The 14,745-nt window shown below is 44.6% G+C and carries 10 protein-coding genes, 2 tRNA genes and 3 rRNA genes; 3 read left to right on the forward strand and 12 right to left on the reverse strand.

The features are described from left to right. The first annotated feature begins 88 nt into the window (after positions 1-88). Positions 89-1,279, forward strand: a complete 1,191-nt coding sequence (locus tag VUI23_RS16315; RefSeq protein WP_342805022.1) for a hypothetical protein — start codon at positions 89-91, stop codon at positions 1,277-1,279. Further along, entirely contained in the window at positions 1,280-1,726 is a 447-nt protein-coding gene (locus VUI23_RS16320) for a hypothetical protein (RefSeq protein WP_342805023.1), read from the forward strand. A gap of 1,672 nt (positions 1,727-3,398) precedes the next feature. On the opposite strand, the gene rrf is transcribed toward VUI23_RS16320, so the two are convergent. The 5 genes from rrf to VUI23_RS16345 all read right to left on the reverse strand — a co-directional run bounded on the left by rrf (position 3,399) and on the right by VUI23_RS16345 (position 8,861). After that, a 5S ribosomal RNA gene (gene rrf, locus VUI23_RS16325) occupies positions 3,399-3,514 on the reverse strand. Between the two features lie 158 nt (positions 3,515-3,672). After that, positions 3,673-6,554 (reverse strand): 23S ribosomal RNA (locus VUI23_RS16330). 351 nt (positions 6,555-6,905) lie between these two features. Next, positions 6,906-6,981, reverse strand: a tRNA-Ala gene (locus VUI23_RS16335). Between the two features lie 134 nt (positions 6,982-7,115). Continuing rightward, positions 7,116-7,192, reverse strand: a tRNA-Ile gene (locus tag VUI23_RS16340). A gap of 133 nt (positions 7,193-7,325) precedes the next feature. Continuing rightward, positions 7,326-8,861 (reverse strand): 16S ribosomal RNA (locus VUI23_RS16345). Together the 16S, 23S and 5S rRNA genes with 2 tRNA genes alongside form the textbook arrangement of a ribosomal RNA operon. Before the next feature lie 566 nt (positions 8,862-9,427). Between VUI23_RS16345 and VUI23_RS16350 the strand changes: the two genes are divergently transcribed. Beyond that, the gene (locus VUI23_RS16350; protein ID WP_303499420.1) at positions 9,428-10,189 is read left to right on the forward strand and encodes a hypothetical protein; all 762 of its coding nucleotides are present in this window, start codon (positions 9,428-9,430) and stop codon (positions 10,187-10,189) included. Between the two features lie 97 nt (positions 10,190-10,286). Here the strand turns inward: VUI23_RS16350 and rplQ are convergent, their stop codons facing one another. The 7 genes from rplQ to secY all read right to left on the reverse strand — a co-directional run bounded on the left by rplQ (position 10,287) and on the right by secY (position 14,742). Beyond that, on the reverse strand, positions 10,287-10,688 hold the full coding sequence (rplQ, locus tag VUI23_RS16355) for a 50S ribosomal protein L17 (protein ID WP_216049661.1): 402 nt from the start codon (positions 10,686-10,688) through the stop codon (positions 10,287-10,289). Positions 10,689-10,730: 42 nt separating this feature from the next. Continuing rightward, positions 10,731-11,720 carry a DNA-directed RNA polymerase subunit alpha gene (gene rpoA, locus VUI23_RS16360; protein ID WP_008846189.1) on the reverse strand — a complete coding sequence of 330 codons (990 nt, stop codon included), beginning with the start codon at positions 11,718-11,720 and terminating at the stop codon, positions 10,731-10,733. A 22-nt stretch (positions 11,721-11,742) separates the two neighbouring features. Next, a complete protein-coding gene (gene rpsD / locus VUI23_RS16365; RefSeq protein ID WP_216049660.1) occupies positions 11,743-12,363 on the reverse strand; it encodes a 30S ribosomal protein S4 in 621 nt (206 codons plus the stop codon). Between the two features lie 24 nt (positions 12,364-12,387). After that, positions 12,388-12,780, reverse strand: a complete 393-nt coding sequence (gene rpsK / locus VUI23_RS16370) for a 30S ribosomal protein S11 (protein WP_216049659.1) — start codon at positions 12,778-12,780, stop codon at positions 12,388-12,390. A 12-nt stretch (positions 12,781-12,792) separates the two neighbouring features. Then, entirely contained in the window at positions 12,793-13,149 is a 357-nt protein-coding gene (gene rpsM, locus VUI23_RS16375; protein ID WP_008846192.1) for a 30S ribosomal protein S13, read from the reverse strand. Positions 13,150-13,281: 132 nt separating this feature from the next. Beyond that, positions 13,282-13,398 carry a 50S ribosomal protein L36 gene (gene rpmJ / locus VUI23_RS16380; protein WP_216049658.1) on the reverse strand — a complete coding sequence of 39 codons (117 nt, stop codon included), beginning with the start codon at positions 13,396-13,398 and terminating at the stop codon, positions 13,282-13,284. Positions 13,399-13,422: 24 nt separating this feature from the next. Further along, entirely contained in the window at positions 13,423-14,742 is a 1,320-nt protein-coding gene (secY, locus tag VUI23_RS16385) for a preprotein translocase subunit SecY (RefSeq protein WP_216049657.1), read from the reverse strand. Between the last annotated feature and the right edge of the window lie 3 nt (positions 14,743-14,745).

Here is a 14,745-nt window from a genome sequence, read left to right on the forward strand (position 1 = left end):
AAGGCGCATTTCAAATACCATCAAACTGCATTTACAACATCATCAACTTAACAGCGGTAACATTGAAAAAAGATACTAGGGATAGAACTTGTTAATACGACATACTTTTTTAAAATTTTTAATAATTTCAACTGCATTGTGCCACTTATCGCTATCCGCCAAAGATCTAGAGTTCTCCGGCTATGCAAGAGTAATTGGCGGTTATTTGGATGAAGATAACGTCGACTATAAAGGCTATGACGACAGTCTTAGTTTTGAGCCATCTAGTTTAATAGCATTGCAAGCCGAATATAAATTTAGTGAAAAATGGTCAGGGACTACACAACTTATCGCTAGAGCGGATCGGTCGAAAGATTCTGGTATTGAATGGCTATACCTAACCTATCAAGCAACAGACAATTTACAAATTAAATTCGGCAAGTTACGTGCCCCATTCTTTTCAATGAGTGACTACACAGATGTCGGTTTTGCCTATCCATGGATAAACCTACCACAGCAAGTTTACGATAATTTTCTATTTCGAACTTTTGAAGGCGCTGACTTAATCTATAAATTCACCAATAGCAACTTTGAAGCGAGTATAGAAGCTTATATAGGTCAAGAAGATGGTGACGTAAATTTTAGTAATACGCCCACAGGTTTTACGGCTCGTAATCTGCGAGGTTTAATCGGAAAAATTAATAAAAACAATTTCGAATTAAGATTGGCACACTATGAAGGTAATTTAAGTCTAAATATTACTGAAATTCATCAATTTCAACGTTATTTATCCGATCTTAACTTTGGCCGAAGTGCTGATTCATTGAGCACAAAAGGCGTAGCTAAAGTAGAACAGATAGGAATTGTCTACGACAATTTAGACTATTTCTTTAGATCTGAGTGGGTAAATATTGAGACAGATCTTGATTTCATACCAGAGATCCAGAGCTATTATGTGACAGCAGGTTTTAATTACGCTCCTTTTACCTTTCATATTACTTTTGCAGATAGCGACGGAGACAGTAAAACACCAGTCCAAGAAATACCCGTGGGCTTCGATCCTAACCTAGATCAATTAGCTCAAGCTTACAATAGTATATTTTTAGATGCAGCTGCTACAGATATGCAAAGCTGGACTTTGGGAGCACGCTGGGACGTATTATCTAATCTCGCTCTTAAAGTTGAATACTCAGCAATAGAGGAAGATAACGGGTCCAATTCATTTTTCGATTTTGATGAAAATACTACTTTCGACGGAAAATCGAATTTGTACCTTGTTGGTCTAGAGTGGGTGTTTTAAATGAATAATTTAATTACATCACAAATCATTAGAATATTATGGCTTACATTTTTAATCTTTGCTTTTATGGTGCCTGACTCCTACGCAGAAGATAAAGATTCTGACTTTATTGTCGTCCTAAATCCGTTAGATGAACAACAAATTTTGAGTAAACAACAAATTAGACACATATTTATGGGAGGCGCACTAAGTCATAAATATAAAGCTGTTAACCTGCCGTCAGGCAATCAATTAAGAGTTGAATTCAACACGAAAATTGTAGGCCTAACCGAATCCAGAATCCAAGCTTATTGGGCGCAGATGAAATTTACAGGAAGAAGCAAGCCGCCAATAGAATTAAATTCAACACAAGAAACCCTGAAGTTTTTAGCTGAAACAGAAGGGGCAATTGCGTATCTGCCTTCTGACTTAGAAATACCAAATAACCTTAGTATTATATACCCTTAAACTGCACAACCTTAGTTAGCAGTTTAAGGGAAGTTAAACAATTCCACGCTATATAGTTTAAAACAAACTTACCTCGACACAGATTAAGATGATTAAACCAAAACGCTGAATTTACTTAGAGAATCATTGTCGAGCTTAAAACCCTAAATAGATCTTCCCCACTAACCTCGTTACCTTTCTAATATTCTAGTTATTCCACCGGCTAAAACCCGCGCTATATGTTTGTGCGTCTCTTTGATCTTTCATGGGGTGAAAACGGGTCTCTGTTGGAGCACAGCTCCAGCCGTTTGAACGACCGACATGGATGTCGAGCTGGGCAGCTATACATGGATGTGTGACACCTAGTTTCCTATTATATGGATAGGCATTGCATAACACTGGGTGGATTAGGTTTCCCTTGGTGTGCTGTTGCGCGACAGCGCTTAGAAGGTGTACTACTTATATCAATGTCCATAAAGATGCTTCGTTAGCTAAATCACAACCCACGGGCTGAAGCCCGTGCTACAGGTTTGCGCGTTTCTTTGTTCTCACATGGGGGTAAGCGAGGATGTTTTAGGAACGCAGTTCCGCCCGAGTGCACGACCGACATGGATGTCGGGCTGGCCAGCTCCACATGGATGTGTGACACCTAGCAGTTTAATACATGAACAGCTATTGCATAACACTGGATGGGTATGGTTTCTCTGCGGGATAGTTCTTGCGCGGTAGCGCTTTAGAGTAAGGGCTATCCAACTGTGATTGAGATATCCGCTTAAGTTTTAAAGTGTACACATGCAAAAAAGGGCTACCCTTTCGGATAGCCCTTTCTCTAAATGGGAGTCCCGTTCCGGCAAGGGACAATGTGCTACTCTCACATGGGGGTGAAAACGGGGCACTCTGGAGCACCGCTCCAGCCGTTTGAACGACTCAAGCTGTGCTTGAGGCTGGGAATCCACTTTGTGACGGTTGACTGCGGAGTAGATTTCGCGCGGCAGCGCTTTAGAGTAAGGGCTATCCAACTGTGATTGAGATATCCGCTTAAGTTTTAAAGTGTACACATGCAAAAAAGGGCTACCCTTTCGGATAGCCCTTTCTCTAAATGGGAGTCCCGTTCCGGCAAGGGACAATGTGCTACTCTCACATGGGGGTGAAAACGGGGCTCTCTGGAGCACCGCTCCAGCCGTTTGAACGACTCAAGCTGTGCTTGAGGCTGGGAATCCACTTTGTGACGGTTGACTGCGGGAGTAGATTTCGCGCGGCAGCGCTTAGAGTAAGGGCTATCCAACTGTGATTGAGATATCCGCTTAAGTTTTAAAGTGTACACATGCAAAAAAGGGCTACCCTTTCGGATAGCCCTTTCTCTAATGGGAGTCCCGTTCCGGCAAGGGACAATGTGCTACTCTCACATGGGGGTGAAGGAGGCTGTTCTTAGTTGCGCAGCAACGTTAGCCGACTGAACGACTCGCATGGATGCGAGGCTGGACGAAGCACCAGGGACGGTTAACACCTAGCGTTTTATTACATCGTCAGGTATTGCATAACACTTGATGGGTATGGTTTCTCTTGGGGTGTTGTTGCGCGGCAGCGCTTAGAAGGAATGCTACCTATCTCGATGCTCATAAAGGCGCTTCGTTAGGTAAATCGCAGGCATAAAAAAAGGCTACCTAAATAGGTAGCCTTTCTTCTAATGGGAGTCTGGCGATGTGCTACTCTCACATGGGGAAACCCCACACTACCATCGCCGCTAACACGTTTCACTTCTGAGTTCGAGATGGGATCAGGTGGTACCGTGTCGCTAAGGTCGCCAGACATAAACTGGTTGTCTCGCCGCTTGGGCAAAACATTAACATATTTGGTAAAGCTGTGTAATCAAAGAGTATGCGTACTCTGTGCTCTATCGAGCTAATTTTGTGTTGTCTTGTCACTCTTACAACACCATGCTTCTTACGAAGACATTTGGGCGTTGTATGGTTAAGCCTCACGGGCAATTAGTACAGGTTAGCTTAACGCCTCACAACGCTTCCACATCCTGCCTATCTACGTCGTAGTCTTCAACAACCCTTTAGGACAGTTAAACTGTCAGGGATGACTCATCTTGGGGCTCGCTTCCCGCTTAGATGCTTTCAGCGGTTATCGATTCCGAACGTAGCTACCGGGCAATGCCATTGGCATGACAACCCGAACACCAGCGGTTCGTCCACTCCGGTCCTCTCGTACTAGGAGCAGCTCCCCTCAATCATCCAACGCCCACACCAGATAGGGACCGAACTGTCTCACGACGTTCTAAACCCAGCTCGCGTACCACTTTAAATGGCGAACAGCCATACCCTTGGGACCGACTTCAGCCCCAGGATGTGATGAGCCGACATCGAGGTGCCAAAAACACCGCCGTCGATATGAACTCTTGGGCGGTATCAGCCTGTTATCCCCGGAGTACCTTTTATCCGTTGAGCGATGGCCCTTCCATACAGAACCACCGGATCACTATGACCTACTTTCGTACCTGCTCGACGTGTCTGTCTCGCAGTTAAGCTAGCTTATGCCATTGCACTAACCTCACGATGTCCGACCGTGATTAGCTAACCTTCGTGCTCCTCCGTTACTCTTTGGGAGGAGACCGCCCCAGTCAAACTACCCACCAGACACTGTCCACAATCCCGATAAGGGACCAATGTTAGAACATCAAATATACAAGGGTGGTATTTCAAAGGCGGCTCCACACAATCTAGCGACTGTGCTTCAAAGCCTCCCACCTATTCTACACATGTAGATTCAATGTTCAGTGCCAAGCTGTAGTAAAGGTTCACGGGGTCTTTCCGTCTAGGTGCGGGTACACAGCATCTTCACTGCGATTTCAATTTCACTGAGTCTCGGGTGGGACAGCGTGGCCATGATTACGCCATTCGTGCAGGTCGGAACTTACCCGACAAGGAATTTCGCTACCTTAGGACCGTTATAGTTACGGCCGCCGTTTACCGGGGCTTCGATCAAGAGCTTCGCTTGCGCTAACCCCATCAATTAACCTTCCGGCACCGGGCAGGCGTCACACCGTATACGTCATCTTTCGATTTAGCACAGTGCTGTGTTTTTAATAAACAGTTCCAGCCACCTTTTCACTGCGGCCCTCGTTCGCTTAGGAAGCAAGTTCCATCACAAACAAGGGCGTACCTTCTCCCGAAGTTACGGTACGATTTTGCCGAGTTCCTTCACCCGAGTTCTCTCAAGCGCCTTAGTATTCTCTACCTGACCACCTGTGTCGGTTTGGGGTACGGTTCGATATACCATAAGTTTAGAGGATTTTCCTGGAAGCATGGCATCAACAACTTCGTCACCTTGGTGACTCGTCTCGTGTCTCAGGTTAGTGTTGAACCGGATTTACCTACCTAATTCAACGCCCTACGCACTTTCACTTGGATAACCAACACCAAGCTTGCCTAGCCTTCTCCGTCCCCCCTTCACTGATATACCAAGTACGGAAATATTAATCCGTTTCCCATCGACTACGCATCTCTGCCTCGCCTTAGGGGCCGACTTACCCTGCCCTGATTAGCATGGGACAGGAAACCTTGGTCTTCCGGCGTGGGGGTTTTTCACCCCCATTATCGTTACTCATGTCAGCATTCGCACTTGTGATATGTCCAGCAAGCCTCACAGCTTACCTTCAGCCACTTACACAACGCTCCCCTACCATGTTTACAAAGTAAACATCCGCAGCTTCGGTATATTGCTTAGCCCCGTTACATCTTCCGCGCAGGCCGACTCGACTAGTGAGCTATTACGCTTTCTTTAAAGGGTGGCTGCTTCTAAGCCAACCTCCTAGCTGTCTTAGCCTTCCCACATCGTTTCCCACTTAGCAATATTTTGGGACCTTAGCTGGCGCTGGGTTGTTTCCCTCTTCACGACGGACGTTAGCACCCGCCGTGTGTCTCCCGGATATCACTCATTGGTATTCGGAGTTTGCAAAGGGTTGGTAAGTCGGGATGACCCCCTAGCCTTAACAGTGCTCTACCCCCAATGGTGTTCGTCCGAGGCGCTACCTAAATAGCTTTCGGGGAGAACCAGCTATCTCCCGGTTTGATTGGCCTTTCACCCCCAGCCACAGGTCATCCCCTGACTTTTCAACGTCAGTGGGTTCGGTCCTCCAGTTGATGTTACTCAACCTTCAACCTGCCCATGGCTAGATCACCGGGTTTCGGGTCTATACCTTGCAACTAAACGGGCAGTTAACCCTCGCTTTCACTACGGCTTCCCTAAACGGTTAACCTTGCTACAAAATATAAGTCGCTGACCCATTATACAAAAGGTACGCAGTCACAGAACAAGTCTGCTCCCACTGCTTGTACGTATACGGTTTCAGGTTCTATTTCACTCCCCTCACAGGGTTCTTTTCGCCTTTCCCTCACGGTACTGGTTCACTATCGGTCAGTTAGGAGTATTTAGCCTTGGAGGATGGTCCCCCCATCTTCAGTCAGGATAACACGTGTCCCGACCTACTTAATATGGCAAAAATAACGCTTAGTGTACGGGACTATCACCCTGTACCGTTGTGCTTTCCAACACATTCCACTACGTCATAATTACTCGGCTGCTCCCCGTTCGCTCGCCGCTACTAGGGGAATCTCAATTGATTTCTTTTCCTAAGGGTACTTAGATGTTTCAGTTCCCCTCGTTTGCCTCTACAACCTATGTATTCAGTTGCAGATAGTGCATAAATGCACTGGGTTCCCCCATTCGGACATCTGTGGCTCAAATGCGTTTTGTCAACTCACCACAGCTTTTCGCAGACTTACACGTCCTTCATCGCCTCTAACTGCCTAGGCATCCACCGTATACGCTTAGTCACTTAACCATACAACCCCAAACACCTTCGTTATCCCGTTTAAAGACATGAATGATTAACGGTTACCTTGGTTTGATTTGCGCCTTTTTATTCACAAATCATAGGTGCTCATTAAAGAGCTCGTGTATGCGTGACAAGTACTAATCACAAAATCAGATAGAGTACGCTCGAAGATTGCTCTTCAATTATTACTCTTTATTTTTGATTACTTTTATCAGCTTTCCAAATTGTTAAAGAACATTGACTTGGCGCTTCGCGCCGCGTCTTAAGGTTTAAAAAACCCTAATCAATATATGCTAATTCACATTTATTGATTAAGGCTTGCTTTCCTTTATTGAGCAATCACTTTCTTTTTGAAAGTGGTGGAGCTAAGCAGGATCGAACTGCTGACCTCCTGCGTGCAAGGCAGGCGCTCTCCCAGCTGAGCTATAGCCCCTTATATACAGCATAAACATCGTAAATAAGGTTGAAGATGATGAATCTTCGGCCAGTTCGCGTTTAGGCAAGGCGGATATCGAGGACGTTTAGCTCACTAAACGACGAGGTATCCAACGCAGCATAAATGCGAAATGGTAGGCTTGGGCAGACTTGAACTGCCGACCTCACCCTTATCAGGGGTGCGCTCTAACCAGCTGAGCTACAAGCCTATATCTTGCTTCTGCCAATTCATTAGCATGTGCAATATTTGCTTGTTACCCAAGCACTTACTTCTTTGCTCTTCTTTATTAACAACAAAACAATCTGTGTGAACACTGCACCACAAAAGTGATACCTATAGTGTAAGGAGGTGATCCAACCCCAGGTTCCCCTAGGGTTACCTTGTTACGACTTCACCCCAGTCATGAAACACAAAGTGGTAATCGTCCTCCCGAAGGTTAGACTAACTACTTCTTTTGCATCCCACTCCCATGGTGTGACGGGCGGTGTGTACAAGGCCCGGGAACGTATTCACCGCAACATTCTGATTTGCGATTACTAGCGATTCCGACTTCATGGAGTCGAGTTGCAGACTCCAATCCGGACTACGACGAGCTTTAAGGGGATCCGCTTACTCTCGCAAGTTCGCTTCCCTCTGTACTCGCCATTGTAGCACGTGTGTAGCCCTACTCGTAAGGGCCATGATGACTTGACGTCGTCCCCACCTTCCTCCGGTTTGTCACCGGCAGTCTCCTTAGAGTGCCCAACTAAATGCTGGCAACTAAGGACAAGGGTTGCGCTCGTTGCGGGACTTAACCCAACATCTCACGACACGAGCTGACGACAGCCATGCAGCACCTGTCTCAGAATTCCCGAAGGCACTGAGGCATCTCTGCCAAATTTTCTGGATGTCAAGAGTAGGTAAGGTTCTTCGCGTTGCATCGAATTAAACCACATGCTCCACCGCTTGTGCGGGCCCCCGTCAATTCATTTGAGTTTTAACCTTGCGGCCGTACTCCCCAGGCGGTCTACTTAGCGCGTTAGCTTCGCTACTCACGTATATAATACACAAACAGCTAGTAGACAGCGTTTACGGTGTGGACTACCAGGGTATCTAATCCTGTTCGCTACCCACACTTTCGCACATGAGCGTCAGTCTTTGGCCAGGGAGTCGCCTTCGCCACTGATGTTCCTCCAGATATCTACGCATTTCACCGCTACACCTGGAATTCCACTCCCCTCTCCAAGACTCTAGTCTGCCAGTTCTAAATGCTATTCCCAGGTTGAGCCCGGGGCTTTCACATCTAGCTTAACAAACCGCCTGCGTGCGCTTTACGCCCAGTAATTCCGATTAACGCTCGCACCCTCCGTATTACCGCGGCTGCTGGCACGGAGTTAGCCGGTGCTTCTTCTGTTGCTAACGTCATAGCTAGCAGGTATTAACTACTAACCTTTCCTCACAACTGAAAGTGCTTTACAACCCGAAGGCCTTCTTCACACACGCGGCATGGCTGCATCAGGGTTTCCCCCATTGTGCAATATTCCCCACTGCTGCCTCCCGTAGGAGTCTGGACCGTGTCTCAGTTCCAGTGTGGCTGATCTTCCTCTCAGAACAGCTAGAGATCGTCGCCTTGGTGAGCCTTTACCTCACCAACTAGCTAATCTCACTTAGGCCACTCTTTGCGCGAGAGCCCGAAAGCCCCCTTTGGTCCGTAGACGTTATGCGGTATTAGCTATCGTTTCCAATAGTTATCCCCCACACAAAGGCATGTTCCTAAGTATTACTCACCCGTCCGCCACTCGTCATCTTCTAGCAAGCTAGAAATGTTACCGTTCGACTTGCATGTGTTAGGCCTGCCGCCAGCGTTCAATCTGAGCCATGATCAAACTCTTCAATTAAACTTCTTTCGAAATATGAACTTTTTTTGGTAAGCACTCTTATAATGAGTGCCCACACAGATTGTCTTGTTGCAAATTGTTAAAGAACATTTAGTGCAAACTTATCGAAGCGTAATGCGGAACAAGGTGACGTCCGATTACTGAGATAATGTTTGCGCAAGGTGACTGTCATTACTTGACGTCGCCTAGAAAACTTTTTCTCTGCTTAGTGAGTCCGTTAGGTCTCTCTCAAGCGGGAGGCGTATTCTACACTTCCGGTATTTGATGTCAACAATTTATTTTATAAATTATTTAATCTTTTTTCTCGCTTTCTTCAGCTTCTCTTAAGGTTGGTTTGACAAAATTAAGATGTCCTGCAAAAGCTGGGCGCATTGTAGAGATTTATAACTTTAGGTCAACCCTAATACCGAAAAAAAAGTGAAATTAATTTAATATTGTCGAAATCAGTTTATTTAACGAACAATTACCGAATAAAGTATTATTTATAACAAATTGTTGTTACTTTTAAACTCTTAACGATTTTTGTTGTCTTACTACAGATTAGTAGGTCTAAGTAGGTGTTTATTATGAAAAAAATTACCCCGATCGTGTTAGCTTTGGGCGTTTTAAGTACTCACGCATTTGCAATACCAGCAAATGGCGTTAGTGACAATAATAGTCGCTTGACCGCTGACTTTGTTAAAAAGCAAGTTGATCAGTCGATGTCCATCGGCCGCGCAATAAAAAGTATTATCGGAAATTACCCTAGAGAAGCAATCGGAGTAGTAAGCACTGCCCTAGACTTGTATCCAGAAAAGTATAAAGAAATTATCCACGCAGCTATTTCTGCCGAACCAGCATTAACAGGTGAAGTTGTTTCTTTGGCGATTGAAAAAGGTATTAGTAGTTGCTCTAGCATTGTAGAGACAGCTATTAATGCAGAACCTAGTTATGTCGACTTTATAGTTCGCGCAGCAGCCTTTTCAACACCTGAAGAAATGGACGAAATTGTACGCATTGCCGTGGAGACAGAACCAGATTCCGCAGACAACATCGTGCAAACTTTATCTCGCTCACATCCAAATGAAATGGTAGAAATTATCAAAACTGCAGTTTCAGCAATGCCGTTTGTTGGTGAATATGTAGTAGATGCATTATTAGCAACCTTCCCAGATGAAGCTGAGCAGGTAGTTACTACCGCTTTACGCGAATCATCAAAGGAGCAAGAAAGTGTAAGAAGAATTTTGGTGACCGCTATTAATGCGGGGGTGCCACCTGAAGAGTTATTTAAGTATGCAAAAAATGCCGGTGCAACAGATGAACAGTTAGCGTTCATAAAAAACCAATAAGTTTCGACCTGGCAGTTTATTCTAATTATTGTTTAGATAAATAGCAGATACAAAAAAGCCGAGCATTAGCTCGGCTTTTTTAATTGGTTTGGAGTTATTACTCCTCAGTTACTACTTCAGCTTCTTCAACTTCTTCAATAACTGGACGGTCAACTAGTTCAACGAAAGCCATTGGCGCGTTATCACCAGAACGGAAACCACATTTTAAAATGCGAAGATATCCTCCTGGACGAGCTTCATAGCGCGGACCAAGTTCATTAAACAATTTACCAACAACTTCTTTATCACCAGTACGTGCCATCGCCAAACGACGATTAGCTACACTATCTTGCTTAGCAAGTGTGATAAGAGGTTCGATTACGCGACGCAGTTCTTTAGCTTTTGGCAACGTAGTTTTAATAACTTCGTGCTTAACTAATGAGCCAGCCATGTTTTTAAACATTGCTTGACGATGACTGCTGTTACGATTTAACTGACGACCACTGTTACGATGGCGCATAGCTCTATCCTTCTTTACAAATCAGTTTATCTTGCGACCTGATTAATCTTTTTCTGCGATACTCTCTGGAGGCCAATTTTCTAGGCGCATACCCAAAGAAAGACCACGAGATGCCAACACGTCTTTAATCTCAGTAAGAGATTTCTTACCTAAGTTAGGCGTTTTTAACAGCTCAACTTCAGTGCGTTGCACCAGGTCACCAATGTACTGGATAGCTTCAGCTTTCAAACAGTTAGCTGAACGTACAGTAAGCTCTAAATCATCAACTGGACGAAGAAGAATAGGATCAAATTCCGGCTTCTCTTCTTTAGCAACAGGCTCTGAAATATCACGAAGTTCAACAAATGCGTCTAATTGCTCAGCTAAAATTGTAGCTGAACGACGAATCGCTTCTTCCGGATCCAAAGTTCCATTGGTTTCCATATCAATAATTAATTTGTCTAAATCTGTGCGTTGTTCAACACGAGCAGATTCAACGTTATAAGCTATACGCTCTACTGGACTATAAGAAGCATCAACTAACAAACGACCGATAGGTCGATCATCTTCTTCAGAGGAACGGCGAGTTGACGCAGGAACATATCCACGACCCATTTCAACTTTGATACGCATGCTTAACTCGGCATCGCCAGTAAGCGTACAAATCAAATGGTCAGGATTAAAGATCTCTACATCTCCATCATGCTGAATATCACCAGCAGTAACAGGGCCTGCACCAGACTTGACTAAAGTAAGAGTAGCTTCAGTTTTGCCTTCGATTTTAACAGCCAAACCTTTAAGGTTAAGCAAAATCTCGATGACATCTTCTTGTACACCCTCTTTAGTGCTGTACTCATGTAATACACCATCGATTTCAACTTCTGTCACGGCGCAACCAGGCATCGATGACAAAAGGATGCGACGAAGCGCGTTACCAAGAGTATGACCAAAACCACGCTCTAATGGCTCAAGTGTCACTTTAGCGCGTGTTGGTGATAAGTTTTCTATTTCCACTAACCTTGGTTTTAGGAATTCAGTTACAGAACCCGGCATTGTTTCCTCTCTTGATTATGCTTTACTTAGAGTAAAGTTCGACGATCAACTGTTCGTTAATTTCAGCAGACAAATCAGTTCTTTCAGGAACACGTTTGAAAACGCCTTCCATCTTCTTGCTGTCTACTTCAATCCAAGTTGGTTTCTCACGTTGGTCCGCCAACTCTAAAGCAGCAACGATACGCGCTTGCTTTTTAGATTTCTCACGAACGGAAACAACGTCTTCAGCAGAAACATTATAAGAAGGTATATTAACAACCTTACCGTTAACCATAATAGCTTTATGGCTTACTAGCTGACGAGCTTCAGCACGTGTACTAGCAAAACCCATACGGTAAACAACATTGTCAAGACGCTGTTCTAAAAGCTGTAGCAAGTTTTCACCTGTGTTGCCTTTTAAACGCGCTGCTTCTTTATAATAGTTACGGAACTGCTTTTCCAATACGCCATACATACGACGTACTTTTTGCTTTTCACGTAGCTGCACACCGTAATCAGACAAACGGCCACGACGGGCTCCATGCTGACCTGGGGCAGTATCTATCTTACATTTCGAGTCAATTGCTCGAACGCCACTTTTAAGGAACAAATCTGTTCCTTCGCGACGACTAAGTTTGAGTTTTGGACCCAAATATCTAGCCATGATCTTTCTCCAACTGTCCGTCGATTAAACGCGACGTTTTTTCGGTGGACGACAACCGTTGTGAGGAATAGGTGTCACATCGGTAATATTAGTGATTTTATAACCAGTTGCATTCAAAGCACGGATTGCAGATTCACGACCTGGACCTGGACCTTTTACGAATACTTCTAAGTTTTTCAAACCGTAATCCTGAGCAGCAATACCTGCGCGCTCAGCAGCAACCTGTGCAGCAAAAGGGGTAGATTTACGTGAACCACGGAAACCTGAACCACCTGACGTTGCCCAAGACAAGGCGTTACCTTGACGGTCAGTAATTGTCACTATTGTGTTGTTGAAAGACGCATGGATATGAGCCATACCGTCTGCAACTTGACGTTTTGCGCGCTTACGCGTGCTTTTTGTAGGTGCTTTAGCCATAACTAACCTCGCTTACTTTTTAATTGGCTTACGAGGACCTTTACGGGTACGCGCATTTGTTTTAGTGCGTTGACCACGTAGAGGTAAGCTACGACGGTGGCGTATACCACGGAAGCAACCTAGGTCCATCAAACGTTTGATGTTCATTGACACTTCACGGCGAAGATCACCTTCTACCATGAATTTCGCGACTTCGTCACGAAGCTTGTCAATCGTTGTTTCATCAAGATCTTTAATCTTGGTTGACTCTGTAACACCAGCAGCTTCACAAATGCTTTTCGCACGTGTCGCGCCTACGCCATAGATTGATTGGATAGCAATCACAGCGTGCTTGTGTTCAGGGATGTTAATGCCAGCGATACGGGCCATTAACAGCACTCCTCTTAAATTATTGTCATCAGCCTAAAAAGCCCGATAGGATACTTACCCGATGACCAAATTGCAAATTAAGCTTGGGTGAGTCGGTAGTATGACCGATTTCACCCAAATACCACATTTCGATTAACCTTGCCTTTGCTTATGCTTAGGGTCAGAACTACAAATTATACGTACCACGCCATTGCGTTTTACGACTTTGCAGCTACGGCAAATCTTTTTAACGGATGCACGAACTTTCATATCACCACTCCGTAAACGCTTATCTTAACGACCGTAGCCTTTAAGATTCGCTTTCTTAAGAACAGATTCATATTGATGTGACATCAAATGAGTCTGCACCTGCGCCATGAAATCCATGATTACCACCACGATAATAAGTAGTGATGTACCGCCAAAATAGAACTGAACGTTCCAAGCGATCAACATGAATTCAGGCACCAAACAAATAAAGGTTATGTAAAGTGCGCCTGCCAAAGTAAGGCGTGTCATTACTTTATCGATGTAACGAGACGTTTGCTCACCAGGACGAATACCAGGTACAAAAGCACCAGACTTTTTCAAGTTATCTGCTGTCTCACGTGGGTTAAATACCAACGCAGTATAGAAGAAACAGAAGAAGATAATCGCCGCAGCGTATAACATTACGTACAAAGGCTGCCCAGGGGACAACATCAAAGCCACATCCTGTAACCAGGAGAATGACTCATTTTGACCGAACCAACTTGCGATAGTTCCAGGGAACAAAATAATACTAGATGCAAAGATAGGAGGAATAACACCGGCCATATTTACCTTAAGAGGTAAATGCGTACTTTGTGCTGCAAAAACCTTACGGCCTTGCTGTTTCTTCGCATAGTTAACAACAATACGTCGTTGACCACGTTCAACAAACACTACAAAGTAAGTGATGGCAACAATGATTACACCAATCAACAATAACAATAGTACATTCAGGTCACCTTGTCTGGCTTGCTCCGCAGTCTGACCAATCGCTGTAGGCAGACCGGCAACAATACCAGAAAAGATCAAAATGGAGATACCGTTACCGATACCTCTTTCGGTAATTTGCTCACCTAACCACATCAAAAACATGGTACCAGTAACCAAACTCACTACCGCTGTAAAGTAAAAACCGAAACCAGGAGCAATCACCAAACCTGAAATCAAGTTAGGTAAATTAGTCGCTATTCCAATTGCTTGGAAAGTTGCCAACACCAACGTAAAGTAACGTGTGTACTGACTTATTTTACGACGTCCGGCTTCGCCTTCTTTTTTCAACTCAATCATCGGCGGATGCACAACTGTAAGCAACTGCATGATAATTGAAGCCGAAATATATGGCATAATACCTAGGGCAAGAACCGATGCGCGCTCAAGTGCACCACCTGAAAACATATTAAACATTTCCACGATAGTGCCCTTTTGCTGCTCAAATAACTGAGCTAACACATTGGCATCAATACCAGGAATAGGTACATATGAACCGAGTCTAAATACAATGATCGCACCTAGTACGAACAATAGTCTTGATTTAAGCTCGCTCAAGCCGCCTTTAGCGCTTGAGTCCTGTCCTGGTTTTGCCATCTA

Origin of the sequence: Alteromonas sp. M12 (assembly GCF_037478005.1) — a bacterium.
In the GTDB taxonomy this organism is placed as follows: Bacteria; Pseudomonadota; Gammaproteobacteria; order Enterobacterales; family Alteromonadaceae; genus Aliiglaciecola; species Aliiglaciecola lipolytica_A.

Excerpts from the sequence above, each read along its gene's own strand:
- VUI23_RS16320 (WP_342805023.1), top strand. The coding sequence starts at position 1,280 with ATGAATAATTTAATTACATCACAAATCATTAGAATATTATGGCTTACA.
- VUI23_RS16350 (WP_303499420.1), top strand. The coding sequence starts at position 9,428 with ATGAAAAAAATTACCCCGATCGTGTTAGCTTTGGGCGTTTTAAGTACT.
- rplQ (WP_216049661.1), bottom strand. The coding sequence starts at position 10,688 with ATGCGCCATCGTAACAGTGGTCGTCAGTTAAATCGTAACAGCAGTCAT.
- rpoA (WP_008846189.1), bottom strand. The coding sequence starts at position 11,720 with ATGCCGGGTTCTGTAACTGAATTCCTAAAACCAAGGTTAGTGGAAATA.
- rpsD (WP_216049660.1), bottom strand. The coding sequence starts at position 12,363 with ATGGCTAGATATTTGGGTCCAAAACTCAAACTTAGTCGTCGCGAAGGA.
- rpsK (WP_216049659.1), bottom strand. The coding sequence starts at position 12,780 with ATGGCTAAAGCACCTACAAAAAGCACGCGTAAGCGCGCAAAACGTCAA.
- rpsM (WP_008846192.1), bottom strand. The coding sequence starts at position 13,149 with ATGGCCCGTATCGCTGGCATTAACATCCCTGAACACAAGCACGCTGTG.
- rpmJ (WP_216049658.1), bottom strand. The coding sequence starts at position 13,398 with ATGAAAGTTCGTGCATCCGTTAAAAAGATTTGCCGTAGCTGCAAAGTC.
- secY (WP_216049657.1), bottom strand. The coding sequence starts at position 14,742 with ATGGCAAAACCAGGACAGGACTCAAGCGCTAAAGGCGGCTTGAGCGAG.